Origin of the sequence: Bacillus sp. MD-5 (genome assembly GCF_002201875.1) — a bacterium.
Taxonomy (GTDB): domain Bacteria; phylum Bacillota; class Bacilli; order Bacillales; family Bacillaceae; genus Bacillus; species Bacillus stercoris.
On the sequence record NZ_CP021911.1, the window covers coordinates 3530089 to 3549569 of the forward strand.

At 43.9% G+C, this 19481-nt stretch carries 23 protein-coding genes; 4 read left to right on the forward strand and 19 right to left on the reverse strand.

The features are described from left to right. Positions 1-57 precede the first annotated feature (57 nt). Complete coding sequence (gene spoIIQ, locus CDO84_RS17810) at positions 58-930, reverse strand: stage II sporulation protein SpoIIQ (RefSeq protein WP_014665681.1); 873 nt, start codon at positions 928-930, stop codon at positions 58-60. 143 nt (positions 931-1073) lie between these two features. Here spoIIQ and CDO84_RS17815 point away from each other — a divergent pair, with 143 nt between their 5' ends. Both CDO84_RS17815 and CDO84_RS17820 read left to right on the forward strand, forming a co-directional pair. After that, a complete protein-coding gene (locus tag CDO84_RS17815) occupies positions 1074-1565 on the forward strand; it encodes a GNAT family N-acetyltransferase (RefSeq protein WP_082032966.1) in 492 nt (163 codons plus the stop codon). Continuing rightward, positions 1562-2080, forward strand: coding sequence for a DUF5362 family protein (locus CDO84_RS17820; protein ID WP_040081570.1), 519 nt, complete (start codon positions 1562-1564; stop codon positions 2078-2080). Before CDO84_RS17815 ends, CDO84_RS17820 begins: the two co-directional genes overlap by 4 nt. A gap of 255 nt (positions 2081-2335) precedes the next feature. On the opposite strand, the gene CDO84_RS17825 is transcribed toward CDO84_RS17820, so the two are convergent. Beyond that, positions 2336-2773, reverse strand: coding sequence for a DUF5392 family protein (locus CDO84_RS17825; protein WP_014665686.1), 438 nt, complete (start codon positions 2771-2773; stop codon positions 2336-2338). Positions 2774-3016: 243 nt separating this feature from the next. On the opposite strand from CDO84_RS17825, the gene cls reads away from it, so the two are divergent. Next, positions 3017-4465 (forward strand): cardiolipin synthase, encoded by a 1449-nt coding sequence (cls, locus tag CDO84_RS17830; RefSeq protein WP_040081569.1) that lies wholly within the window; start codon positions 3017-3019, stop codon positions 4463-4465. A gap of 21 nt (positions 4466-4486) precedes the next feature. Here cls and mta read toward each other — a convergent pair whose 3' ends face one another. Then, the gene (mta, locus tag CDO84_RS17835; RefSeq protein ID WP_040081567.1) at positions 4487-5260 is read right to left on the reverse strand and encodes a transcriptional activator Mta; all 774 of its coding nucleotides are present in this window, start codon (positions 5258-5260) and stop codon (positions 4487-4489) included. A 144-nt stretch (positions 5261-5404) separates the two neighbouring features. On the opposite strand from mta, the gene CDO84_RS17840 reads away from it, so the two are divergent. After that, the gene (locus CDO84_RS17840; protein WP_040081566.1) at positions 5405-5788 is read left to right on the forward strand and encodes a DUF5362 family protein; all 384 of its coding nucleotides are present in this window, start codon (positions 5405-5407) and stop codon (positions 5786-5788) included. Positions 5789-5822: 34 nt separating this feature from the next. On the opposite strand, the gene CDO84_RS17845 is transcribed toward CDO84_RS17840, so the two are convergent. The 16 genes from CDO84_RS17845 to murA all read right to left on the reverse strand — a co-directional run bounded on the left by CDO84_RS17845 (position 5823) and on the right by murA (position 19452). Then, positions 5823-6464, reverse strand: coding sequence for an NAD(P)-dependent oxidoreductase (locus tag CDO84_RS17845; protein ID WP_014665690.1), 642 nt, complete (start codon positions 6462-6464; stop codon positions 5823-5825). 67 nt (positions 6465-6531) lie between these two features. Further along, positions 6532-6933, reverse strand: coding sequence for an Rrf2 family transcriptional regulator (locus tag CDO84_RS17850; RefSeq protein WP_040081565.1), 402 nt, complete (start codon positions 6931-6933; stop codon positions 6532-6534). 134 nt (positions 6934-7067) lie between these two features. Then, positions 7068-8777, reverse strand: coding sequence for an urease subunit alpha (ureC, locus tag CDO84_RS17855; RefSeq protein WP_040081564.1), 1710 nt, complete (start codon positions 8775-8777; stop codon positions 7068-7070). Beyond that, complete coding sequence (gene ureB / locus CDO84_RS17860; RefSeq protein ID WP_040081563.1) at positions 8774-9148, reverse strand: urease subunit beta; 375 nt, start codon at positions 9146-9148, stop codon at positions 8774-8776. The genes ureC and ureB overlap by 4 nt, the downstream gene beginning before the upstream one ends. Further along, positions 9145-9462: an urease subunit gamma gene (gene ureA / locus CDO84_RS17865; protein WP_003227724.1), complete on the reverse strand. Its 318-nt coding sequence runs from the start codon at positions 9460-9462 to the stop codon at positions 9145-9147. The genes ureB and ureA overlap by 4 nt, the downstream gene beginning before the upstream one ends. Before the next feature lie 99 nt (positions 9463-9561). Continuing rightward, a complete protein-coding gene (locus tag CDO84_RS21945; protein ID WP_231560757.1) occupies positions 9562-9846 on the reverse strand; it encodes an urea ABC transporter ATP-binding protein in 285 nt (94 codons plus the stop codon). 583 nt (positions 9847-10429) lie between these two features. Continuing rightward, positions 10430-10618, reverse strand: a complete 189-nt coding sequence (locus tag CDO84_RS17880; protein ID WP_014665700.1) for a stress response protein CsbD — start codon at positions 10616-10618, stop codon at positions 10430-10432. Positions 10619-10690: 72 nt separating this feature from the next. Continuing rightward, positions 10691-11170 carry a hypothetical protein gene (locus tag CDO84_RS17885; protein ID WP_014665701.1) on the reverse strand — a complete coding sequence of 160 codons (480 nt, stop codon included), beginning with the start codon at positions 11168-11170 and terminating at the stop codon, positions 10691-10693. A 161-nt stretch (positions 11171-11331) separates the two neighbouring features. After that, positions 11332-12465, reverse strand: coding sequence for a response regulator aspartate phosphatase RapB (gene rapB, locus CDO84_RS17890; RefSeq protein WP_040081561.1), 1134 nt, complete (start codon positions 12463-12465; stop codon positions 11332-11334). 192 nt (positions 12466-12657) lie between these two features. Then, complete coding sequence (gene moaA, locus CDO84_RS17895) at positions 12658-13683, reverse strand: GTP 3',8-cyclase MoaA (RefSeq protein ID WP_040081560.1); 1026 nt, start codon at positions 13681-13683, stop codon at positions 12658-12660. Between the two features lie 15 nt (positions 13684-13698). After that, positions 13699-14487: a formate dehydrogenase accessory sulfurtransferase FdhD gene (gene fdhD, locus CDO84_RS17900; RefSeq protein WP_040081559.1), complete on the reverse strand. Its 789-nt coding sequence runs from the start codon at positions 14485-14487 to the stop codon at positions 13699-13701. 102 nt (positions 14488-14589) lie between these two features. Continuing rightward, on the reverse strand, positions 14590-14751 hold the full coding sequence (locus tag CDO84_RS17905; protein ID WP_014665707.1) for a hypothetical protein: 162 nt from the start codon (positions 14749-14751) through the stop codon (positions 14590-14592). 94 nt (positions 14752-14845) lie between these two features. After that, the gene (locus CDO84_RS17910) at positions 14846-15523 is read right to left on the reverse strand and encodes a vWA domain-containing protein (RefSeq protein WP_014665708.1); all 678 of its coding nucleotides are present in this window, start codon (positions 15521-15523) and stop codon (positions 14846-14848) included. Between the two features lie 323 nt (positions 15524-15846). Next, positions 15847-16530: a vWA domain-containing protein gene (locus CDO84_RS17915; protein WP_040081557.1), complete on the reverse strand. Its 684-nt coding sequence runs from the start codon at positions 16528-16530 to the stop codon at positions 15847-15849. Positions 16531-16914: 384 nt separating this feature from the next. Continuing rightward, positions 16915-17946: a stage II sporulation protein D gene (gene spoIID / locus CDO84_RS17920; RefSeq protein ID WP_040081556.1), complete on the reverse strand. Its 1032-nt coding sequence runs from the start codon at positions 17944-17946 to the stop codon at positions 16915-16917. Positions 17947-18141: 195 nt separating this feature from the next. Continuing rightward, positions 18142-19452, reverse strand: a complete 1311-nt coding sequence (murA, locus tag CDO84_RS17925) for a UDP-N-acetylglucosamine 1-carboxyvinyltransferase (protein WP_040081555.1) — start codon at positions 19450-19452, stop codon at positions 18142-18144. Positions 19453-19481 lie beyond the last annotated feature (29 nt).

Genomic DNA, 19481 nt, shown 5'->3' on the forward strand with positions numbered 1-19481 from the left:
AAATAAAGCAGAAAGTAACAAAAAAAACGCCCATCACACGGATAGACGTTTTCTAGATTAAGACTGTTCAGTGTCTTCTGTTGTGCTGCTTTCTTTAGAACCAGATTTGTCAGTTGAATCGTCCTTTTTCTCACCGGACTTTTCTTCTGTTCCTTTTTCAGTTGATCCATCCTTTTTTTCGGAAGATTGCTGAATGGATTCTTCTGTTTCTTGTGTGGCAGCTTTTTCTTCAGCAGCTGCTGCTTTTTCAATAGAAGAAACCGGCTTGTCCATAAAGTTTAACGGATTCATTGCGACTCCATCTTTACGGATTTCAAAGTGCACGTGGTTTCCGCTGTCTTCACTGTAAAGGTTCTTGCCAGATTTTCCGATCACTTGGTTTTGTTTTACTTTGTCACCTTGCTCAACACTTGCTTCAGAAAGGGATTGATACACAGTCGACAAACCGTCGGCATGTTCAACTTCCACAACATATCCCAGCACTGGATCTTTTTCAGCTTTGACAACCGTACCGCTCAGAGAAGCAGAAACATCGAAATCTTTTCCGTCTTTCTCAGCTAAGTCAATTCCTTTGCTTAGGCTGTACGTGTTATTATAGGTAACGAGTGCTGCTTCTTTCTCTTCTTTTGCGGCATCGGTTTCATAGAACTTTTTCACAACAGAAACGTTTTCAGAATCAACAACCGGCATTGCGACATTTTCCATTGACTTTCCTACTTCAACTGCATCGTCGTTGTTGTCATATGCAGAGTTTCCGCCGTTATCAGCTAACTGATCCTTTACCTCATCATTTGATACTGATTGATACCAAAGGACAGCTGTTAAAATGACGGCCGCACTGACTAAGTAAATTGCAGGGAACACCCAGCGTTTACGAAAAAACTGCTGAAGTTTTTTGACTTGAGAAGTTTTCTTTTCTTCCTCTCTCATTGTTTCATCACCTCAGCAACATTCTGAACACTTTTCTGAAAATATATACACCTATCCAAAAAAACTTTTTTTAGATGTAGTTTGCGCAGACTAATACGAAAATATGTCATTTTTTTTGAGAGGAGTGCCAAATACGCATGAACATGACATTGCGTCTTGCTGAACATAAAGATCTGGAGGCTGTTGTTGCGATTTATAATTCAACGATTGCTTCTCGAATGGTAACAGCCGATACCGAACCGGTAACTCCTGAAGATCGGATGGAATGGTTTTTGGGACATACAGAGTCACGTCCGCTCTATGTTGCCGAGGACGAAAACGGAAACGTCGCTGCCTGGATCAGTTTTGAAACATTTTATGGAAGGCCGGCCTATAATAAAACTGCGGAGGTCAGCATATACATTGACGAAGCATGCCGCGGCAAAGGTGTTGGATCATTTTTGCTTCAGGAAGCGCTCTGCATTGCGCCGGATCTTGGCATCCGCTCACTTATGGCCTTCATTTTCGGACATAATAAACCAAGCCTGAAGCTGTTTGAAAAGCACGGGTTTGCAGAATGGGGACTATTCCCCGGCATCGCCGAAATGGACGGGAAAAGATACGATTTAAAAATTTTAGGGAGAGAGCTGTCATGATTAGTTTGGATAAAGATGAAAACGAAATGGAAAATCATAATGAAGAAAACAGCCCCGTTGAGCAGGAGACTGCGCCTGCGGAAAATGAGATCCGCCAGCTGAGCGCCTCTGCTGTCAAGTCGCTATCCGCCATTGCCAAGTGGGGCAAAATTTCCGGCATCTTGTTCATTATTATGGGATCGCTTGTTACTCTGTCTGCTTTAATGACAGTGATTGGTGCCATTCCGGGCGTACTGCTCATTATTTCAGGCGTATTTTTAATGCGCTCTGCAAAAGCAGCCGCTGAAGCCGAAGGAAATCTAGCCGGCAGCGCTGGCGAAAGCATGCTTGAAAATTACGCGACATTTATTAAAATGCAGCTGTTTTACGCAGCATCCAGTATCGTCACCTGCCTGATCGGAATCATTGTAGCCATTTTCGTGCTGGTAATAATCGGCATTGCTGCTTTTGAAAATACCCCTTCGTATGATGATCCGGATTCTTACTATTATGAGGACGATCCGGTGTTTGAATAATGATGAAACAGGACAGGGCATGAGTTCCGGATCAAATGGAACCATGCCTTTTTTATTTGTCGATTTCCGTAAAATTGTCAATCAAAGCAGGCTGGCGTAAACACCAAGTATTGAAGCAAGCATACAATCAGACATCATTAGTAGAGGAAAATCAACCCAGAAATAAATAACAAAAAAACTGTCCATGAGGTCTGGTATCTGCATACAAAAAAACACCCGGATTGTCTGGAAAATCCAACAATCCGGGTGCAGCTTTTATTCATACATTTTCTTGCGTCTGTCTTCCTCAGTCAAAAATTCAACAAAACTCCGCATCGCAAACGGTTCTTCCTTTATCTGTCGTGCGTAGGAGTTTTTCCGTTCTTCTGAAAGGATGTCGCTCTTTTTGATCCTGTTCAGCATATAGATGTGAACCGTTTTTTGGATTTGTTTGTGCTGATAGCCTGCCTCTTTAAAAAACGCCAGCCCGAGCGCCGCCAAAAGAGCGAATATGCCCGCACTGATCAGGGATCCCCTGTCAGCTGAAGCGTGAAATAGAAAAGCAGCTAAATTAAAGAGAGAGAATGCAGCAAGCGGAATAGCAAGAAAACGGTAAATGACGGTTTTTTTCATGAAAGGCTGTACAGCCTTTTGAATTTTTTGCATTTCTGTTTTGATGAACCCCGGCATTTGTTCGACTCTGTAAAAGTTCATGTTATCCTCCCCCTTTATTTGTTGTTGCAAGGCTTCACGAACGTTATCATATGTGTTTATTTTAACGCAGGTGCAAGCCGGTTTTAAAGAAATCTGCCCGTATTTTTCACGAAGAATCTGGATCGCCGCTCTTTATTCTTTTAAAATGTGAGTGTTATAATTTGTAATGGGAATCAGATTACTGTTATTCATGGAATACTAATGGCAATCTTCTTGATAAATATGAATGAGCGGGGTTACAAAGTGAGTATTTCTTCCATCCTTTTATCACTTTTTTTCATTTTAAATATTCTTTTGGCGATCGTTGTCATCTTCAAAGAACGGCGCGATGCCAGCGCATCTTGGGCGTGGCTGCTTGTTCTTTTCTTTATTCCCGTTTTAGGCTTTATTTTATACCTATTATTCGGCCATAATCTTAGACGCAAGCATTTGTTTCAATGGGAAGACCGAAAAAAGATTGGAATCGAAAGGCTGCTGAAGCATCAGCTTGAAGATTTAGAAACTAAGCAATTCCAGTTCAACAACCGGGCAACCTTTGATAACAAAGATTTAATTTATATGCTGATCATGAATAATCATGCTGTGTTTACAGAGGATAATTCAGTTGACGTCATTACAGACGGACGGGATAAATTTCAGCGGCTGCTGAATGACATTTCAAAGGCTAAGGATCATATCCACTTACAGTATTATATTTATAAAGGTGATGAATTAGGCAAAAAATTGCGGGACGCTCTCATCCAAAAAGCGAAAGAAGGTGTTCAGGTCAGAGTGCTTTATGATGAACTCGGGTCCAGAACGCTGAGAAAAAAGTTTTTTAAAGAGCTTCGCGAGGCTGGCGGGCATGTGGAGGTCTTTTTTCCTTCAAAGCTCAGGCCGATTAACCTGCGGCTGAATTACCGGAACCATCGAAAGCTTGTGATCATAGACGGCATGACCGGGTATGTCGGAGGTTTTAATGTCGGAGATGAGTATCTGGGGCTTAATCCGAAATTCGGTTATTGGCGGGATACGCATATCAGGCTGCAAGGGACGGCCGTGCACGCCATCCAAACACGGTTCATCCTTGACTGGAACCAAGCTTCACATCACCATACGCTGACATATATTCCGAATCACTTTCCTGATTACGGCCCAAAAGGCAACGTCGGGATGCAGATTGTCACAAGCGGCCCTGATTCGGAATGGGAACAAATTAAAAATGGCTACATTAAAATGATATCGAACGCCAAGCGTTCCATTTTGATTCAAACGCCTTATTTTATCCCGGATGCAAGCCTTCTGGATGCATTAAGGATCGCTTGCCTTTCGGGCATTGACGTCAACATTATGATTCCGAACAAGCCTGATCACGCCTTCGTATACTGGGCCACGCTTTCATACATCGGCGATCTGCTGAAGGCCGGAGCGACTGTCTATATTTATGATAACGGCTTTATTCACGCGAAAACCATCGTGGTGGATGACGAAATCGCTTCAGTCGGCACAGCGAACATTGATGTCCGAAGCTTCAGGCTGAATTTTGAGGTTAATGCATTTATTTACGATATCACCATTGCTAAAAAACTGGTTTCAACTTTTAAAGAAGATTTGCTAGTATCCAGAAAATTCACCTACGAGGAGTACCTGCAGCGCCCATTGTGGATTCGAATAAAAGAATCCGTCTCGCGGCTGTTGTCGCCGATCTTATAAGATGCGCCAAAAACCCGGCCTTTACGGCCGGGTTTTGTCTTGATGGTCACAGTAAATAATGATCGCCTCCCGCAAAAAAGCGGCAAGACCTTCTCCATATTGATCGATCGAATCAGTAAATCGCGCGTCAGTGATATACACTTCTCCAAGTCCCCTGAAAATGTCGAGTGTGCAATCGTAATGATATTGGCAAATATGATTGCGAAATGCCCCCACTGCGTCCTGAACCTCTGCATCATCGGGCCCATGTTTCATTCGTGCCGCAATTCGTCTGTAAATCGAATCGAATTCAGACATGATCGAGCGCCAATCATCTGCCGAGTAAGAAGACGTCCTTTTCTCTGTTTCTTCTGCGATTTCCTTTCCATACAGCTTTCTGACTTCATCAGCGTATGTCTGCTGGTGCTCTTCAATGTCTTTCATGCTTAATCCGGCAAATAAATCCCGTTTATTCATCGTTTCCCCTCCATCAACGGACAAAAGCGTCCTGTCTATTGTTTGAATCATTTCTTCCATTCTTTGTTTTTTCTTCATCAATATTTCCTTTTGCGACTGAAGCGCCGCTTTCCGGTCAAAATTCGGATGATCCAGCATCTCTTTAATTTCATCCAGACGAAACCCAATTTCCTTGAAAAATAAAATCTGCTGCAGTCGTTCCAGATCTGCGTCACTGTACAATCGATACCCAGCATCAGTAAGCGCTGAAGGAATCAGAAGCTCAATATGGTCATAGTGATGAAGCGTCCGAATGCTGACGCCCGATATTTCCGCCACTTGTTTGACTTGATATTTCATACATAACACCTCCTCTTTTTTATCGTAAACAATCACGCAGCGTTAGGGTCAATCCCAAAAATGTTGTTTTCTATATACAAAACTTCTCACAAATAGTGTATAAAAGAAAAGTGAGTATTTTTTTGTAAAGGGGAGCTACTATACATGAATCCTGAAACAATGAACAAAACCCTCATCAGCATTTCAAAATGGGGAAAAGCTACAGGCATTTTATTTATTATTATGGGCGCAATTACCGCGCTTTCAGGCGCGTTCTTTTTTCTAATCGGTGCCGTGCCGGGCGTGCTTCAAATTATTTCCGGCATCTTTTTGATGAGGTCAGCTAGAGAAGCAGGCCAAATGGCTGAACACAATAGCGGACAGTCTGAAGACTTAATGCTGGAGAATTACGCGAAATTCGTAAAGATGCAAGGGATTTATTTGATCGTAAGCATTGCTGTATCCATTCTTGCGATCATCGCCTTCTTTATCTTTTTCATGCTTGGGATTGCTGACGGCATATTCAGCGATACGTACAGCACTTATTAATGAGAAAAACCCGGAGCTGGCTCCGGGTTTTTTATTATTCCGCTTCGCTTACCACTGTGAAGCGTTCATTTTTGTGTTCGGGATTTTCAAGCTCATCCAATACGGCAATGGCATAATCTGCATAGCTGATATAGCTGTCGCCTTTGGCATTTACGATGACATTGTCTTTCCCTTTTTGGTAAGAGCCAGTCCGTTTTCCTGCCGGATCAAAAAATGCCGCAGGACTGAGGAATGTCCAGGAAATAGAGTCTGTCTGCTGCAAGTCTTTCAGGTTCTCGCCTTGATTTGATGCAGTTGGCAAATATTCTTTCGGAAATTCCGGCGTATCCATTAAACGGGTTGTTTTGGCTTCATCAACAAACAGGCTTCCCGCTCCGCCAACAACAAGCAATCTTGTGTGCTTCGCGTCTTTTAAGATGCTGATGAGTGCTCTGCCTGCTTCTACATGAAGATGCTCCTGGCCAGGCGCTGCCCCAAAAGCATTTACGACCGCGTCAAAAGGCTTGATGTCTTCTGCAGTCAGTTCAAACACATCTTTCTCCAAAACCGCTACGTCCTGTTCCTGCACTTTTGAAGCATTTCGGACGATGGCAGTCACTTCATGGCCTCTTGTTTTCGCTTCTTTCAAAATCTCATTTCCTGCTTTTCCGCTTGCCCCGATAATTCCAATTTTCATTTTTCATTTCCTCCTTGTTTGTAACAATTTTAGTTACATGTTAGCGGTGAGAAGTCATCCCTTTTGTCTAAAAGAGATGATTCATAACATCTTTTAATGACTTGCTTGTCAGTTCATTTTCCATCGCTCTTTGGACACTTTCAAACGTTTCATCCAGGGCGTTCTGAATTTTTTTCCCTACCGGACATTTCGGGTTTGGGTTTTCATGAACCGCAAAGAGTTCTTCTTGCTTTTGGACAGCCCGGTACACTTCTAAAAGAGAAATATCAGCCGGATCTTTTCTGAGGCTTGCACCAGGCACACCTGCGCGTGAGGTGAGAATATCAGCTTTTTTCAGCAGGCTGATCATTCTTCGGACCACTACCGGATTCGTGTTGACACTGTCAGCAATGATTTCTGAAGATGTTTTTTCATCCATCGAGATGAGGGATAAAATATGAATGGCAACAGCAAGACGGCTGTTAATCATGTTTTTTCACCACCGTTGTAACTATAATAGTTACATTTAGTTCGTTTGTCAACATCTAATATACACTAAATACACGTGTTTTGTGCACCGTTTTTAGTCAATAGAACGGCCGGATGCACTCCGGCCGCGTCTTATCAGAATAAAAAATATCTTTGTCCAAGTGGAACATAATCGACAGGCTGGCAAGACAATTCCTCCCCGTCAGCGAAGACCTGATAGGTTTTTGGATCAACCTCGATTTTCGGCAAAGCTGAGTTCAATTTCATATCCAGCTTGCTCAGCTTTCTGATATTTTTGACAGGAGAAATTCTTTTTTGCAACCCTAAGCTTTCCGCCACACCCCGCTCTATGCTTGCCTGTGACATGAATGTAATCGAGGTTGAGTTGTTGGCTTTTCCGTAAGACGCATACATTTGGCGCATGAAAACCGGTTCAGGAGTCGGGATGGAAGCGTTTGGATCTCCCATTTGCGCACGTGCAATCATGCCGCCCTTTAAGACCAATTCCGGTTTTACACCGAAAAATACCGGGTCCCACAGAACGAGATCGGCAAGCTTCCCTTTTTCTACCGAGCCGACTTCATGGCTGAGCCCGTGCGTAATTGCCGGATTTATCGTGTATTTGGCAATGTACCGTTTTGCGCGCACATTGTCGTTCCCATTTTCGCCGGCAAGAGCGCCTCGCTGCTTTTTCATTTTATCGGCTACCTGCCACGTTCGGATGATCACTTCACCGACCCGTCCCATCGCTTGGGAATCCGATGATGTCATGCTGATCGCACCGATATCATGGAGAATATCCTCCGCGGCAATCGTCGCAGCCCTGATTCTGGAATGGCTGAACGCCACATCTTCAGGCACTTTCGCATCTAAATGGTGACAGACCATCATCATATCAAGATGCTCATCCATCGTATTAACGGTATAAGGAATGGTTGGCGTTGTAGATGACGGCAGAATGTTCGCGTAAGAGGCGAGCTTCATAATATCCGGGGCGTGGCCGCCGCCTGCACCTTCAATGTGATAGGTATGAATGACCCGGTCCCCAATCGCGTCGAGCGTGTTTTCCAAAAACCCCGCTTCGTTAATCGTATCTGTATGGATGGCAACTTGAATATCAGCCTCATCCACGACTTCCATACACGTTTTAATGGCGCTTGGCGTCGTGCCCCAATCTTCATGAAGCTTAAGGCCGATGGCGCCGGCTTCCACCTGCTCGATCAGCGGCGCTTTATCGGATGCATTCCCTTTCCCTAAGAAACCGACATTGATTGGAAACGCTTCGGCCGCTTCCAGCATTCTCGCCATATACCATGCGCCGGATGTACAAGTGGTCGCTTTGCTGCCGGTTGCGGGTCCTGTTCCGCCTCCCAAAAGGGTCGTCACACCTGAAGAAAGCGCAACTTCCATCTGCTGCGGACAAATAAAATGAATGTGTGTGTCCACTCCCCCGGCTGTTAAAATTTTGCCTTCACCGGAAATCACCTCTGTACCCGCTCCGATGACCATATGCGGATCGACACCATCCATGATATCAGGATTTCCGCTTTTTCCGACGCCGACAATCCGGCCATCCTTCACACCGACATCAGCTTTGACAATGCCTGTGTAATCCAATAGCACGACGTTGGTGATAACCAAATCCAAAGCGCCGTCCTTCCCTGTAATTCTGCCGTTTTGGCCCATGCCATCGCGGATCGTTTTTCCACCGCCAAAGATCATTTCTTCACCGTAGACTGTGAAATCCTTTTCGACTTCGATCCATAAATCCGTGTCGCCCAATCTGATTTTATCGCCCGTTGTCGGGCCAAACAGCTCCGCATATTCCTTCCGTGACATTTTCATCGGATTACACCCTCCATCCAGCCGGCTTGTTTTAAGTTGGCCAACGTTTTTTCTTTGCCGCGTTCATCGATAAACGTGTCAGCCATTCCGTTCAGGCCTCTAATTGTCTTGCGTCCTCCGATTTCCACAAGTGTGACCGTTTTCTGCTCTCCAGGCTCAAAACGGACCGACGTGCCCGATGGAACATCAAGGCGCATGCCGATCGCCAGCTCACGGTCAAATAATAAAGACCCGTTTGCTTCCGCAAAATGAAAATGCGAGCCGACTTGAATGGAGCGTGATCCGGTGTTTTTTACCGTAATCTCCCGTGTCTCACGGCCTTCATTAATCGTTATCGTTCCCTCAGCAATTTGAAATGCCCCCGGCTTCATGACTTCACCTCCGCAGAAATTGGCTGATGTACCGTAACAAGCTTTACTCCATCCGGGAATGTGGCCTCTACCTGAATGCTGTCCAGCATCTCAGGCACACCCTCCATCACATCTTTTTCCGTTAACACATGGCGGCCGGCTTCCATCAGCTCTGCTACTCCCTTCCCATCACGCGCGCCTTCCATAATAAAGCAGGTGATATAAGCGGCAGCCTCAGGATAGTTCAGCAGAACGCCCCGCGCCTTTCGCTGTTTGGCTAATTCCCCCGCTGCAAAAATGAGCAATTTTTCTTGTTCAACCGGTGTCAGTTTCATCTGTAATCCTCCTTCTTTTATCATATAAAGCGGATGCGGTTACTACGAATTTTTGGAGCATGCAGGCGGGACATCACCTCCCTTTCTTCAAGTACCGGGTCATACGGTAAGATGCCTTTCAAAGCGGCGTGCCGTTTCTTCATCGGCCTTTCCATGGTCGACAACCGTTCCCCTGTCGATCACATAAAGGTAGTCAGCACATGTTAACGCGTTTTCCAGACTGTGCTCGACTAAAACAATGGAAATGTCTTTTTTTCTGGAAATTTCTACGATAACTTGTCTGATTAGTTCGATAATTGATGGCTGAATTCCTTCCATTGGTTCATCAAGTAAAATAATTTTTGGATTTCCCATCAGCGCTCTGGCAATTGCAAGCTGGGTCAAGCATCTCCTTCAAAACGGGAAACCACTAAAAAAAATTTCTCCCTTGACCTGCCCCGCCCGCTTCTTCCAGTTAAGGAGGAAAAAATGTATCTTCCCTGCGGAACATACGCAATACCCGCTCCTGCCCGTTTTTCCGCCTTTTCGTTTTGAACAAACGTTTGATGAAACAGATAGCCTCCTGTTGGCGGAAGCAGCCGTATCATTGATTGTAACTAGACGTTACACTCCTGTCCGCAATCAGAACAGCTTACAGATGTCCATCCTTCAAAAACAGCAGCTGCTTTATCCTGCTGAAGAAGTTTTTTCATTTTTTCGCATATGTGGGCCAGCCTGAGGCGCCGTCTTCCATGATGGGTTCAAGCTTTTTATCAAGAACTCTGCCTTTTTGATTTCACCAACTGACGTTACAAAAGTTAACAACTCATGTCATTATTATATAGAAGAGGTTCATCAATTCAAATAATATTTGAAAAATTTAGATATTTTGACCAAACCAGCTGCTTTTTTTGTTATATTTATTCACATCAGAAAAAGTGAACAAAAAAAGACAAGAAACATATCGTTTCCTGCCTCTTCCGTATGATTAATCTTTATCTGAGAATTTATCCTTGGCTTCCCCGATATCCTTTTGGATTTCGCCTTTCGCCTTATCTTTTTTGCCTTCAGCCTTCATGTCCGTTCTGTCAGTCATATCTCCGGCTTTATCCTTCACTTCTCCTTTGGCTTTATTAAAGCCGCCTTTCATTTTGTCTTTTACACTATCGTTACCCATGTTGATTCTCTCCCCTCATTTATGTGTGTACTTGTTACCTTCCCGATCTGAGAGGCACTAAACATTCCAATGTTATTTATCGATTTCGTAGCGCTCTCCGTAACGGAGCACTTTATATATCGCCAGCCCGTCTGATGACTTCTTCTCTGAATACCGAACCGGCAGAAGGGCAAAAAACACGTAATACGTAGAAAAATAGACAAACTGATAGAAAAACACATTCGGCTTTAATACACTGTGTATAATCAGCAGATTGACTGCAAAAATCGTAATCAGATTAAACAGGCAGCCTCCGGCATACACGAGTGCATTTGAGAATCGATTGTCAATCTTCAAATCCCCGTATCGGCAAAAAGAATCGATAAAATAAATCGTTCTGAACCGTATTGGCCCAATCTTAAGCAGTGTTTTTCCCATTCCAATATCCAATGAGCCTTTTCCGCCAAAAATAAAGGCCATAAAGCTGTGCCCCGAAACATGTATGATCTGTACAAGCGGCAGAACAATGAGGAAAGACCATAGAAACTTCACCATATCATTGAAACCAAACATCGAATTCCCCCTCAATCAATCATGTATATCTGCATCCCAAAACGGCTTTTGTACAAAAAACAGTGCTGTAGCGATTTTTCCTGTTCTCCCCGGAAATAAACGTTCCGATGCTCCCCTTTTTTTGCATATAAAAAAACCATCTGCCCGCAGATGGTTTTGTTTCATACTTTATATAAACAATCGTTCCTTTGAATCATCTCTCTCATGCTGACCGCTTTTTCATAAAAATACACCGCTTCTTTATATTGCTCGCGATGACTGAAATAGGAGGCTGCATCTAAAGCAAATTCTTCAATATATACGTACAGGCCTTTTTCTTCCATATAATCAAATACTTCTTGAATCATATCCAAATTGACAGATTCCACATATAAGGCCTGCAGAAATTTATATTTTGCCAGACTGAAGAAGTCGTTACGCTTTTTGGCGATGGCAATTCCCTTTTCATAGTAGTGCATGGCAGCCTCGGCATCTTGTTTTTTGAAAAGAACGCGGGTCAGGCTGAAGAGCGTTTTTGGAAGCTGTTCCAGCTGATAATCCTCGAAGACAGGAAGCGCTTTTTCAAAGTATTCGGCGGCTTGATCCAGCTCCCCCTTGTCATCATAGCAATTCCCGATATTATAAAGGGCTGATCCGATCAAACGGGGCTGTCCCTCCAATAAAGCAAGACGGTATGCGTCATCCAAATGCTCAAGCGCTTTTTCATAATTTCTGTAGTCTATGTAGTTTCCTGATATGACGAAATGACATTGAATTCTTCTGACTCTGTAAAAATCATTAGCCTTATACGTCTCCAGCGCCTGTACGGCGTGGTTCATGGAAAAGTGCGTCTGCTTCATAATATAAAAGACTTCTGCCACTTTAAAATGAAATTCCGCTCTTTCAATTTCATCTTCTACAAACGCAAGCATCTTCTCAGCTTTCCGGTAAAAGGATATAGCGGAGATGTAATTGTTCTGTTCAAATTCGTACATTCCTCTAAACAAGTGAAAATAATACTCAGATAATCCGGAGATGCTGTCCTGATTGCTTTCCAGCCTTTTGATCAATTCACGATATTGAAGCTGAGATTCCTCGTGCAGGTCGGGCTTTACATAATCCAGCATAATCTGGTGCCTGTAGCTGATCAGCTGATAATACAAGAGAAGCAGCTGATCCTCTTCCATCTGTTCTATGTCTTGATCAATTTCTTTCTTCAGCTTTACGGCATCAGCCACTTGAAATGCTAAAATGTGCTTATACCACTTATTGATTTTCACTCCTACTTGAGATGACGGGATCTCGTACGCGGCCATGCCCCTCCAACCCTTTCTATTTTCTAATTGGTTATATTTTATCATAATGTATGGCTTTGGAATTAATTTTTCTTACAATGAATCCTTCTTTATGCCTATCCTTATATATTTCGGTTTTTATACGAATTTTTTGCACTCAGATTTTGATAAAAAAAGCTTACCGGACAGCGCCGATAAGCTTTTGACTTCATATTAACCGCCAATATAAGACATTTCCACTTTCTTTTTGCCTGATGCTTTTGATAGCGTACGATCGACTGAATACTGATCGATCCGGTTTTTCCAGACTGTGCCGATCATTTCTGACAGTTCGTCATCACTTAGTTCCTGACGAACCGGAGCTCTGAGGTCAAATCCGCTTGAAGCAAATAAACAGGTGAACAGCTCACCCCTCGCAGAAAGACGGGCCCTGTTGCAAGATCCACAGAACGCATCAGATACAGATGAGATGACGCCGATTTCTCCGGAGCCGTCCAAGTAGCGGAATCTGGAAGCCACTTCGCCTGTATAATTAGGTGCTATCGGCTCAACCGGCATGTGTTCATTGATCAAATCTATGATTTCCGCCTTCGTCATAACGTCTTTCTTTTCCCATTGGTTGGTATTGCCTACGTCCATAAATTCAATGAATCTCAGGATATGGCCTTTTTCTTTAAAATAACGGGCCATTGGCAGTATATCTTTTTCATTGACGCCCTTTTGGACGACCATATTGATTTTAACACCGAGCCCCGCTTGCTTCGCCGCTTCAATGCCTTCCAGCACCTTGCTGACAGAAACGCCGCGCCCGTTTATCTTTTTAAAACGCTCATCCTCTAAAGAATCAAGGCTGATCGTAACCCGTTTCAGCCCGGCTTCCTTGAGCCTCTCCGCATAAACAGGCAGCAGTGAACCGTTTGTCGTCATCGCAATATCACGGACACCCGGAATGCGGGCCAGTTTTTTGATTAGTTCCGGCATATCCTTTCTCATGAGGGGCTCTCCGCCGGTCAAGCGGATTTTTTCAACGCCAAATCTTGTGACAAAAAGTGTCGCAAGCCGTTCCAGCTCCTCAAATGAAAGCAGCTCCTCTTTCTTTAAAAAAGGATAGTCCGGACCGAATAATTCGGCGGGCATACAGTACGTGCATCGGAAGTTGCAGCGGTCTGTAACAGAAATGCGAAGGTCTCTCAGCGGTCTGTTTCTCTTATCCAACATCTGACGCGACTCTGTAATCATAGCTACAGCCCCTTCCTATCCCCCGATTCTCTCAGGGTGTGTATATACATTAAATGATTCGTTTCTGACAAATCCGATCGCTGTGATATTCAATTCTTCCGCCATTTGAATCGCAAGCTCCGTCGGGGCCGATTTGGAAATGACAATCGACACGCCGATTTTTGCCGCCTTTAACAGAACTTCTGATGAGATTCTGCCGCTGAACACAATCAGTTTGTCACGGACGGACATCCCATTTAGAAGGCAATGTCCGTATAATTTATCAAGTGCGTTGTGCCGGCCGATATCTGTGCGCATCAACAGCAGTTTCTCTGTGTCGCATAGCGCCGCATTATGGACGCCTCCCGTCTCCTGAAACGTCCCGCTCCTTTGCTGCATGTCTTTCATAAGCGCCATACATGCATCAGGCGATATCTTGATTTGGCTGACAGCCGTCTTGGCTGTTTTGACATCCTGCTGAAAATAAAAATGACGGCCCTTTCCGCAGCATGAGCCGATCACCCGTTTCGTATAATCCTTTTGATCCAACGTCTCAGGATGAACGAGGTCGACATAAACAAAACCGAGACTTTCATCTATTGTAAACCTTTTAATCTCTTTTTGAAATCGTATAACACCCTCTGATGCGAGAAATCCGATGACAAGCTCTTTGATATGCTCAGGCGTGCAAACGAGCGTCACAAATTCACTGCCATTCAGTATCACTGTCAAAGGGTATTCCGTCACCATCCGGTCTTTTATTTTGCTTATTTCCCCTTGTTCATAGCGCCATACATCCCTGACCGCAGTTGCTTTATCGTTCAATGTCTCTTCCCCTCCGCAATGTTCCTGCCTTTATATTTTTTCACACTCCTCGGATTTTGTCGAATTCTGAGACATAAAAAAGAGCCCTCTGTACAAAGGACTCTATGTTTGATTATGCTGATTCTTTCTCAGGACCGTAAACAGCACGATAGCTGCGATCAAGGTGAGAATGCTGACAAAAAAGAAGGCTGCCAGTTTTAGAAGAACACCAATCAATATGAATGCCACGGTGGCTATAAGAAAAATCATTCCTAATAATTTCATATGTTCAACCCCTTTTAAGGGTATCATTCCCGCCCAAGCTGTTTTTAAACCAATAAAAAAAGGCGCCTGGGGGAGCGCCTGATCATTAGGTTCCTTACTCAGTAAATTTTTGTGCTTCTTTTTCCCAAGCCTGTTCAAACTCATCCGCACTGTTCGCTGAAATGTATTCTCCGCCTCCAGCTACAGCCGCTTGTTTCATCTCTTCATTGCCTTTAACATCAAAGTTGAAGCCAATAATATTTACGATCGTGTCCACATTCGATGCACGAAGCTTTTCGATTTCCGCCGCAGGGTCTCCGCCGCACGTTTCTTCACCGTCAGTGATTAAGTACACCACATTTTTCCCGTCCGCGCCAAAAGCTTCAAATTCTTTTCTTGTGTCTGAAAGTGCTTTGGCAATCGGTGTCCAGCCAGTCGGCTTGATCTCACTCAATGAATTGTCAAACAGCGATCCTTCATATGGATGAAGGCCGTAAATGGTTTCCGTCGTGCTGCATGAAAGAGCTTTGCCGGACAATTTATTGTTTCCAGCATGTCCGAAAACGCGAAGCATGAGATTTGTATCCTTCGGAAGCAGCTCGGCAAAAGACTTTACTGATTTTTTGGCAATGTCTATTTTGCGCTCTCCCCCTGTTTTTTGAATCATGCTTCCGCTTCCATCAAACAAAACAGCTACATTTGTGTCAGTCTGTTTCTCAGCTGCAAAAGACGGGGAGGCAAAGGAGACAGTCAGCAATCCAATGATGCCGGCAGCCAGCAGTTTTTTTTTCATGTTTTTCTTCCTTTCTTTATCATATTTTCCAACTATAGTTGGATTCTTCTTTATGCTAGAATATGAAAATGCAAAAAGATATAGGGCAAGCTGCCTTTTGTGCTGCTTTCACTTCCTGTTCAAAATCACTTGAAATTCCGTTGATATGTAGCCTTTTTCGCCCAAAAAGCATATGCATATTGTGACATGATTCATTCTTTTTTCGCCTTGATCATCACAGAAAAACGGAAATCTGCTACTATGCTACAGGCTGATACCTGATTACTTTTGAACATTATGTTACATACCAAAAAGAGGCTGACCGCTATCAGCCTCTTTTTTTCTTATTTAGATAACATCAATGATTGCTGAGTGAAGATTTTCTCAACATCTTTTTGAGTATAAGCAGGGAAGTATTCACCGCCGCCTACTTTCGCAATCGCGTTCAGCTGTCCTTTGTATCCCTCTTTATAATCAAAACCGATCACATTCACAGTGATATTGTCTTTTTGCAGTTCCTTTGCTGTTTTAATCGGATTTCCTCCGCACGTTTCCTCACCGTCTGTCAACAGATACACCACTTTTTCCCCTTTTTCGTCAAGCTGGTCAAAAGAAGATTTCGCCTCATTCAGCGCTTTGGCAATTGGCGTCCAGCCAGTCGGTCCAATTGTATTGAGAGAATTGAGGAAGCTTTGCTCATTAAAGCTTTGGAAGCCGTATACGTTGCGAATGGCTTCACATGATTGAACTTTTCCGGAATTTTTATTGTTTCCTTCAGAGCCAAACACACTCATTTTCACCTGAGTTCCTTCTGGCAGTGAGCTTGCAAACTTTGAAATTTCTTTTTTGGCTGAATTAAATTTAGAGACACCGTCTATTCTTTTCGCCATACTTCCGCTGGCATCAAGCAAGACTGCCACGTTCGCAGGAGCTTTAGCCTCCGTTTCTTTCTTTTCAGCTGCAAAAGCAGGTGAAGTTAATCCAAATAACAATCCCGTCATCATGATCAGTGAAAATCTTTTCTTCATGTTCGTACCCCTTTACCAATTTGTTTCTGCGTGCAGATGTTCAACGCTGAACATAACCTATCGTAATCGACAAAAACCGAGAAATAAATAGGGCGGGCTTCCCCATTGCTGTTGTTTACTTTTGCATAGAAACCTATGTTTTTATTAGTGATTTCCACCTAACGCTCCTATGAAAAAAGAAGATTGTCCGCCTTTCGGCTTTCGTTATATGAGTCTGTCGAAGTCTGTCGACAAATGTGGATGACTTTACCACAATCTTAAAACCTGCAATCAGGAAAAAAGGACTGGTCCTCAAAGACTGCCAGAAGCTCCTCTAAACCGTTTCAACCGCCCTTAGATAAAAGACATTCAGGAATAGAAAAAGACGCTCAATGAGCGTCTTTTTTACTTTTTCGCCATATATTTATTCAAAAACGAATCGGCCTCAGAAATTTGTGTGCCCTGATAATAGTACTTCACGATGTCATCAACCGTTTTTCCTTCTTTCGCCATAAAATTCGCTCCGTATTGGCTCATCCCTACACCGTGGCCAAATCCTCTCGTCGTGACTGTAATTGTGTCTCCATTTCGCTTCCATTCAAAATCGGCGGAGTTGAGACCCAGCTTTTCACGTATGTCTCTTCCTTTCAGCGTCTTGCCGTTAATGACGGCTGTTGCGACCTGGTGGCCCGGTGTCTCTCCGGTAATCCTTCCTACTGCGCTAGACCCATCCAGCTTGACGCCGAGCTTTTGCTCAAACTCTGCTGCTGTAAAGGTTTTTGTTGACTTATATTTCGGAGACTTTTTATCCCATGGGCTTTTGACGCTTTTTAAATATGGGATAGCACTTGTCCAATAAGCTTCTGCATTCTCTGTGTAGCCATTGCTTGTGGAGAAAAAGGAGGCTTCAATCGGCTGGTTGTTGTACGTTAGGATTTTGCCTTGCGTACTGGCAACCGCATCTGTGATTTTCTTCAGTTTTGCTTCATAGCTTGTGCCCCACTGCTTTTTTAGCTCCGCTTTGTTTTTATACACCTGGAACATTTGTGTATCATCCACCAGTGAGCCTTTAGGGGCCTCAACCGCTGAATTTGACACCATCAGTCTGACAATAAATGTTCTGGCGGCGAGGGCCTGGGCTTTCAGCGCTTCAGGTTTAAAGGTTGCCGGCATTTCGGAGGCGACGACTCCAATCACATACTCTTCAAGCGGAATGTTTTCTACGGATTGATTTGCGGTTCGATAGACGGGAATAGAAACAGGTGATGCTTTCAATGTTTCTGCTCCTTTCGATGCTGGTCTCGTGCTGACTGCTGTCTTTTCTGATTCTACACTGGCCCCCGCTTCCTTATTATGCTGGAACGGTATAACCAAAAGGGTGGGAACCAAGAGAATCAATGCACATAGTACGGATAGTGTGATTGCGAATTGTTTCATATTCAGCTGCCTCCTGCTCGGGATTCGACTCTAGTCTAGTCTATGGGCAGGGACAAGCTAATATGACTCTCGTTTTGGACAGAAACTTTATTTGTCATTTACGTATTCTTTTTTGCTATTTTGCGCATAATGATGATAATACACAAAAAATAAAAAACCAGTATGCCAGAGTGACATACTGATTTTCAAGTAAGTTTATGCATTTAAGTCAGAAACGACTTCTTTATTCTCTTGCTCAGAAGCAGACTCATCATTTACACGTTCGATGTCTGCGCCCAGAGCGGCAAGCTTCTTATGGAAACCAACGTAACCGCGGTCTAAGTGCTTCAGTTCAGTAACACGTGTGTGACCTTCAGCCACTAACCCCGCAAGAATCAGCGCTGCACCTGCACGCAAATCAGTCGCTGCAACTTCAGCTCCCTGAAGCTGTACAGGACCGTTAATGATGACAGAACGTCCTTCAATCTTGATATCACCATTCATACGGCGGAATTCTTCCGCATGCATAAAGCGGTTTTCAAAAACAGTTTCTGTAATCATGCTTGTGCCGCTTGCACGAAGCAGAAGCGCCATCATTTGTGACTGCATATCAGTCGGGAAGCCCGGGTGAGGCATTGTTTTGATATCAATCGGTTTCAGTTCTTTCGGGCCGATGACACGCAGGCCTTCACCTTCATCCTTAATTGTTACACCCATCTCTTCCATTTTTGCGATTAAAGAGGTGAGGTGCTCAGGAACCGCTCCTTTTACTAATACGTTTCCTTCAGTGATTGCAGCAGCAACCATAAATGTGCCCGCTTCAATACGGTCAGGAATAATATGGTGTTTTACGCCGTGAAGCTTTTCGACTCCTTCAATTTTGATGGTGCCGGTGCCAGCTCCGCGGATTTTTCCGCCCATGCCGTTGATATAGTTTGCTAAATCAACGATTTCGGGTTCTTTTGCCACGTTTTCCAGCGTTGTTGTTCCTTCAGCTAAAGCAGCTGCCATAATCAGGTTCTCTGTAGCTCCTACACTTGGGAAGTCCAGATAAATTTTTGCGCCTTGCAGTCGGCCTTTTACTTCAGCTTCAATGAAGCCATTACCGACTTTGATTTCTGCGCCCATTGCTTCAAAACCTTTTAAATGCTGATCAATCGGTCTGGAACCAATTGCGCATCCACCCGGAAGCGCAACTCTTGCATGACCTGTACGCGCAAGAAGCGGCCCCATGACAAGCACAGACGCACGCATTTTACGAACATATTCAAAAGGTGCTTCAGTTTGCAAAGCGTATGAAGCATTCACAGTCACTTCATTATTCTCAAAATGCACATCTGCTCCTAAATGACGCAACACTTCGTTAATTGTATATACATCGGAGAGCGTAGGTACATCACAAATTACGCTTTTTTCTTCACTTGCTAATAAAGATGCAGCGATAACAGGTAAAACGGCATTTTTAGCGCCTTCAACTTTGACTGTGCCGTTTAACTTCTGACCGCCGCGGACGATGATTTTTTCCAAGGTATTCCCCTCCGCGTCCCTAAATTCTC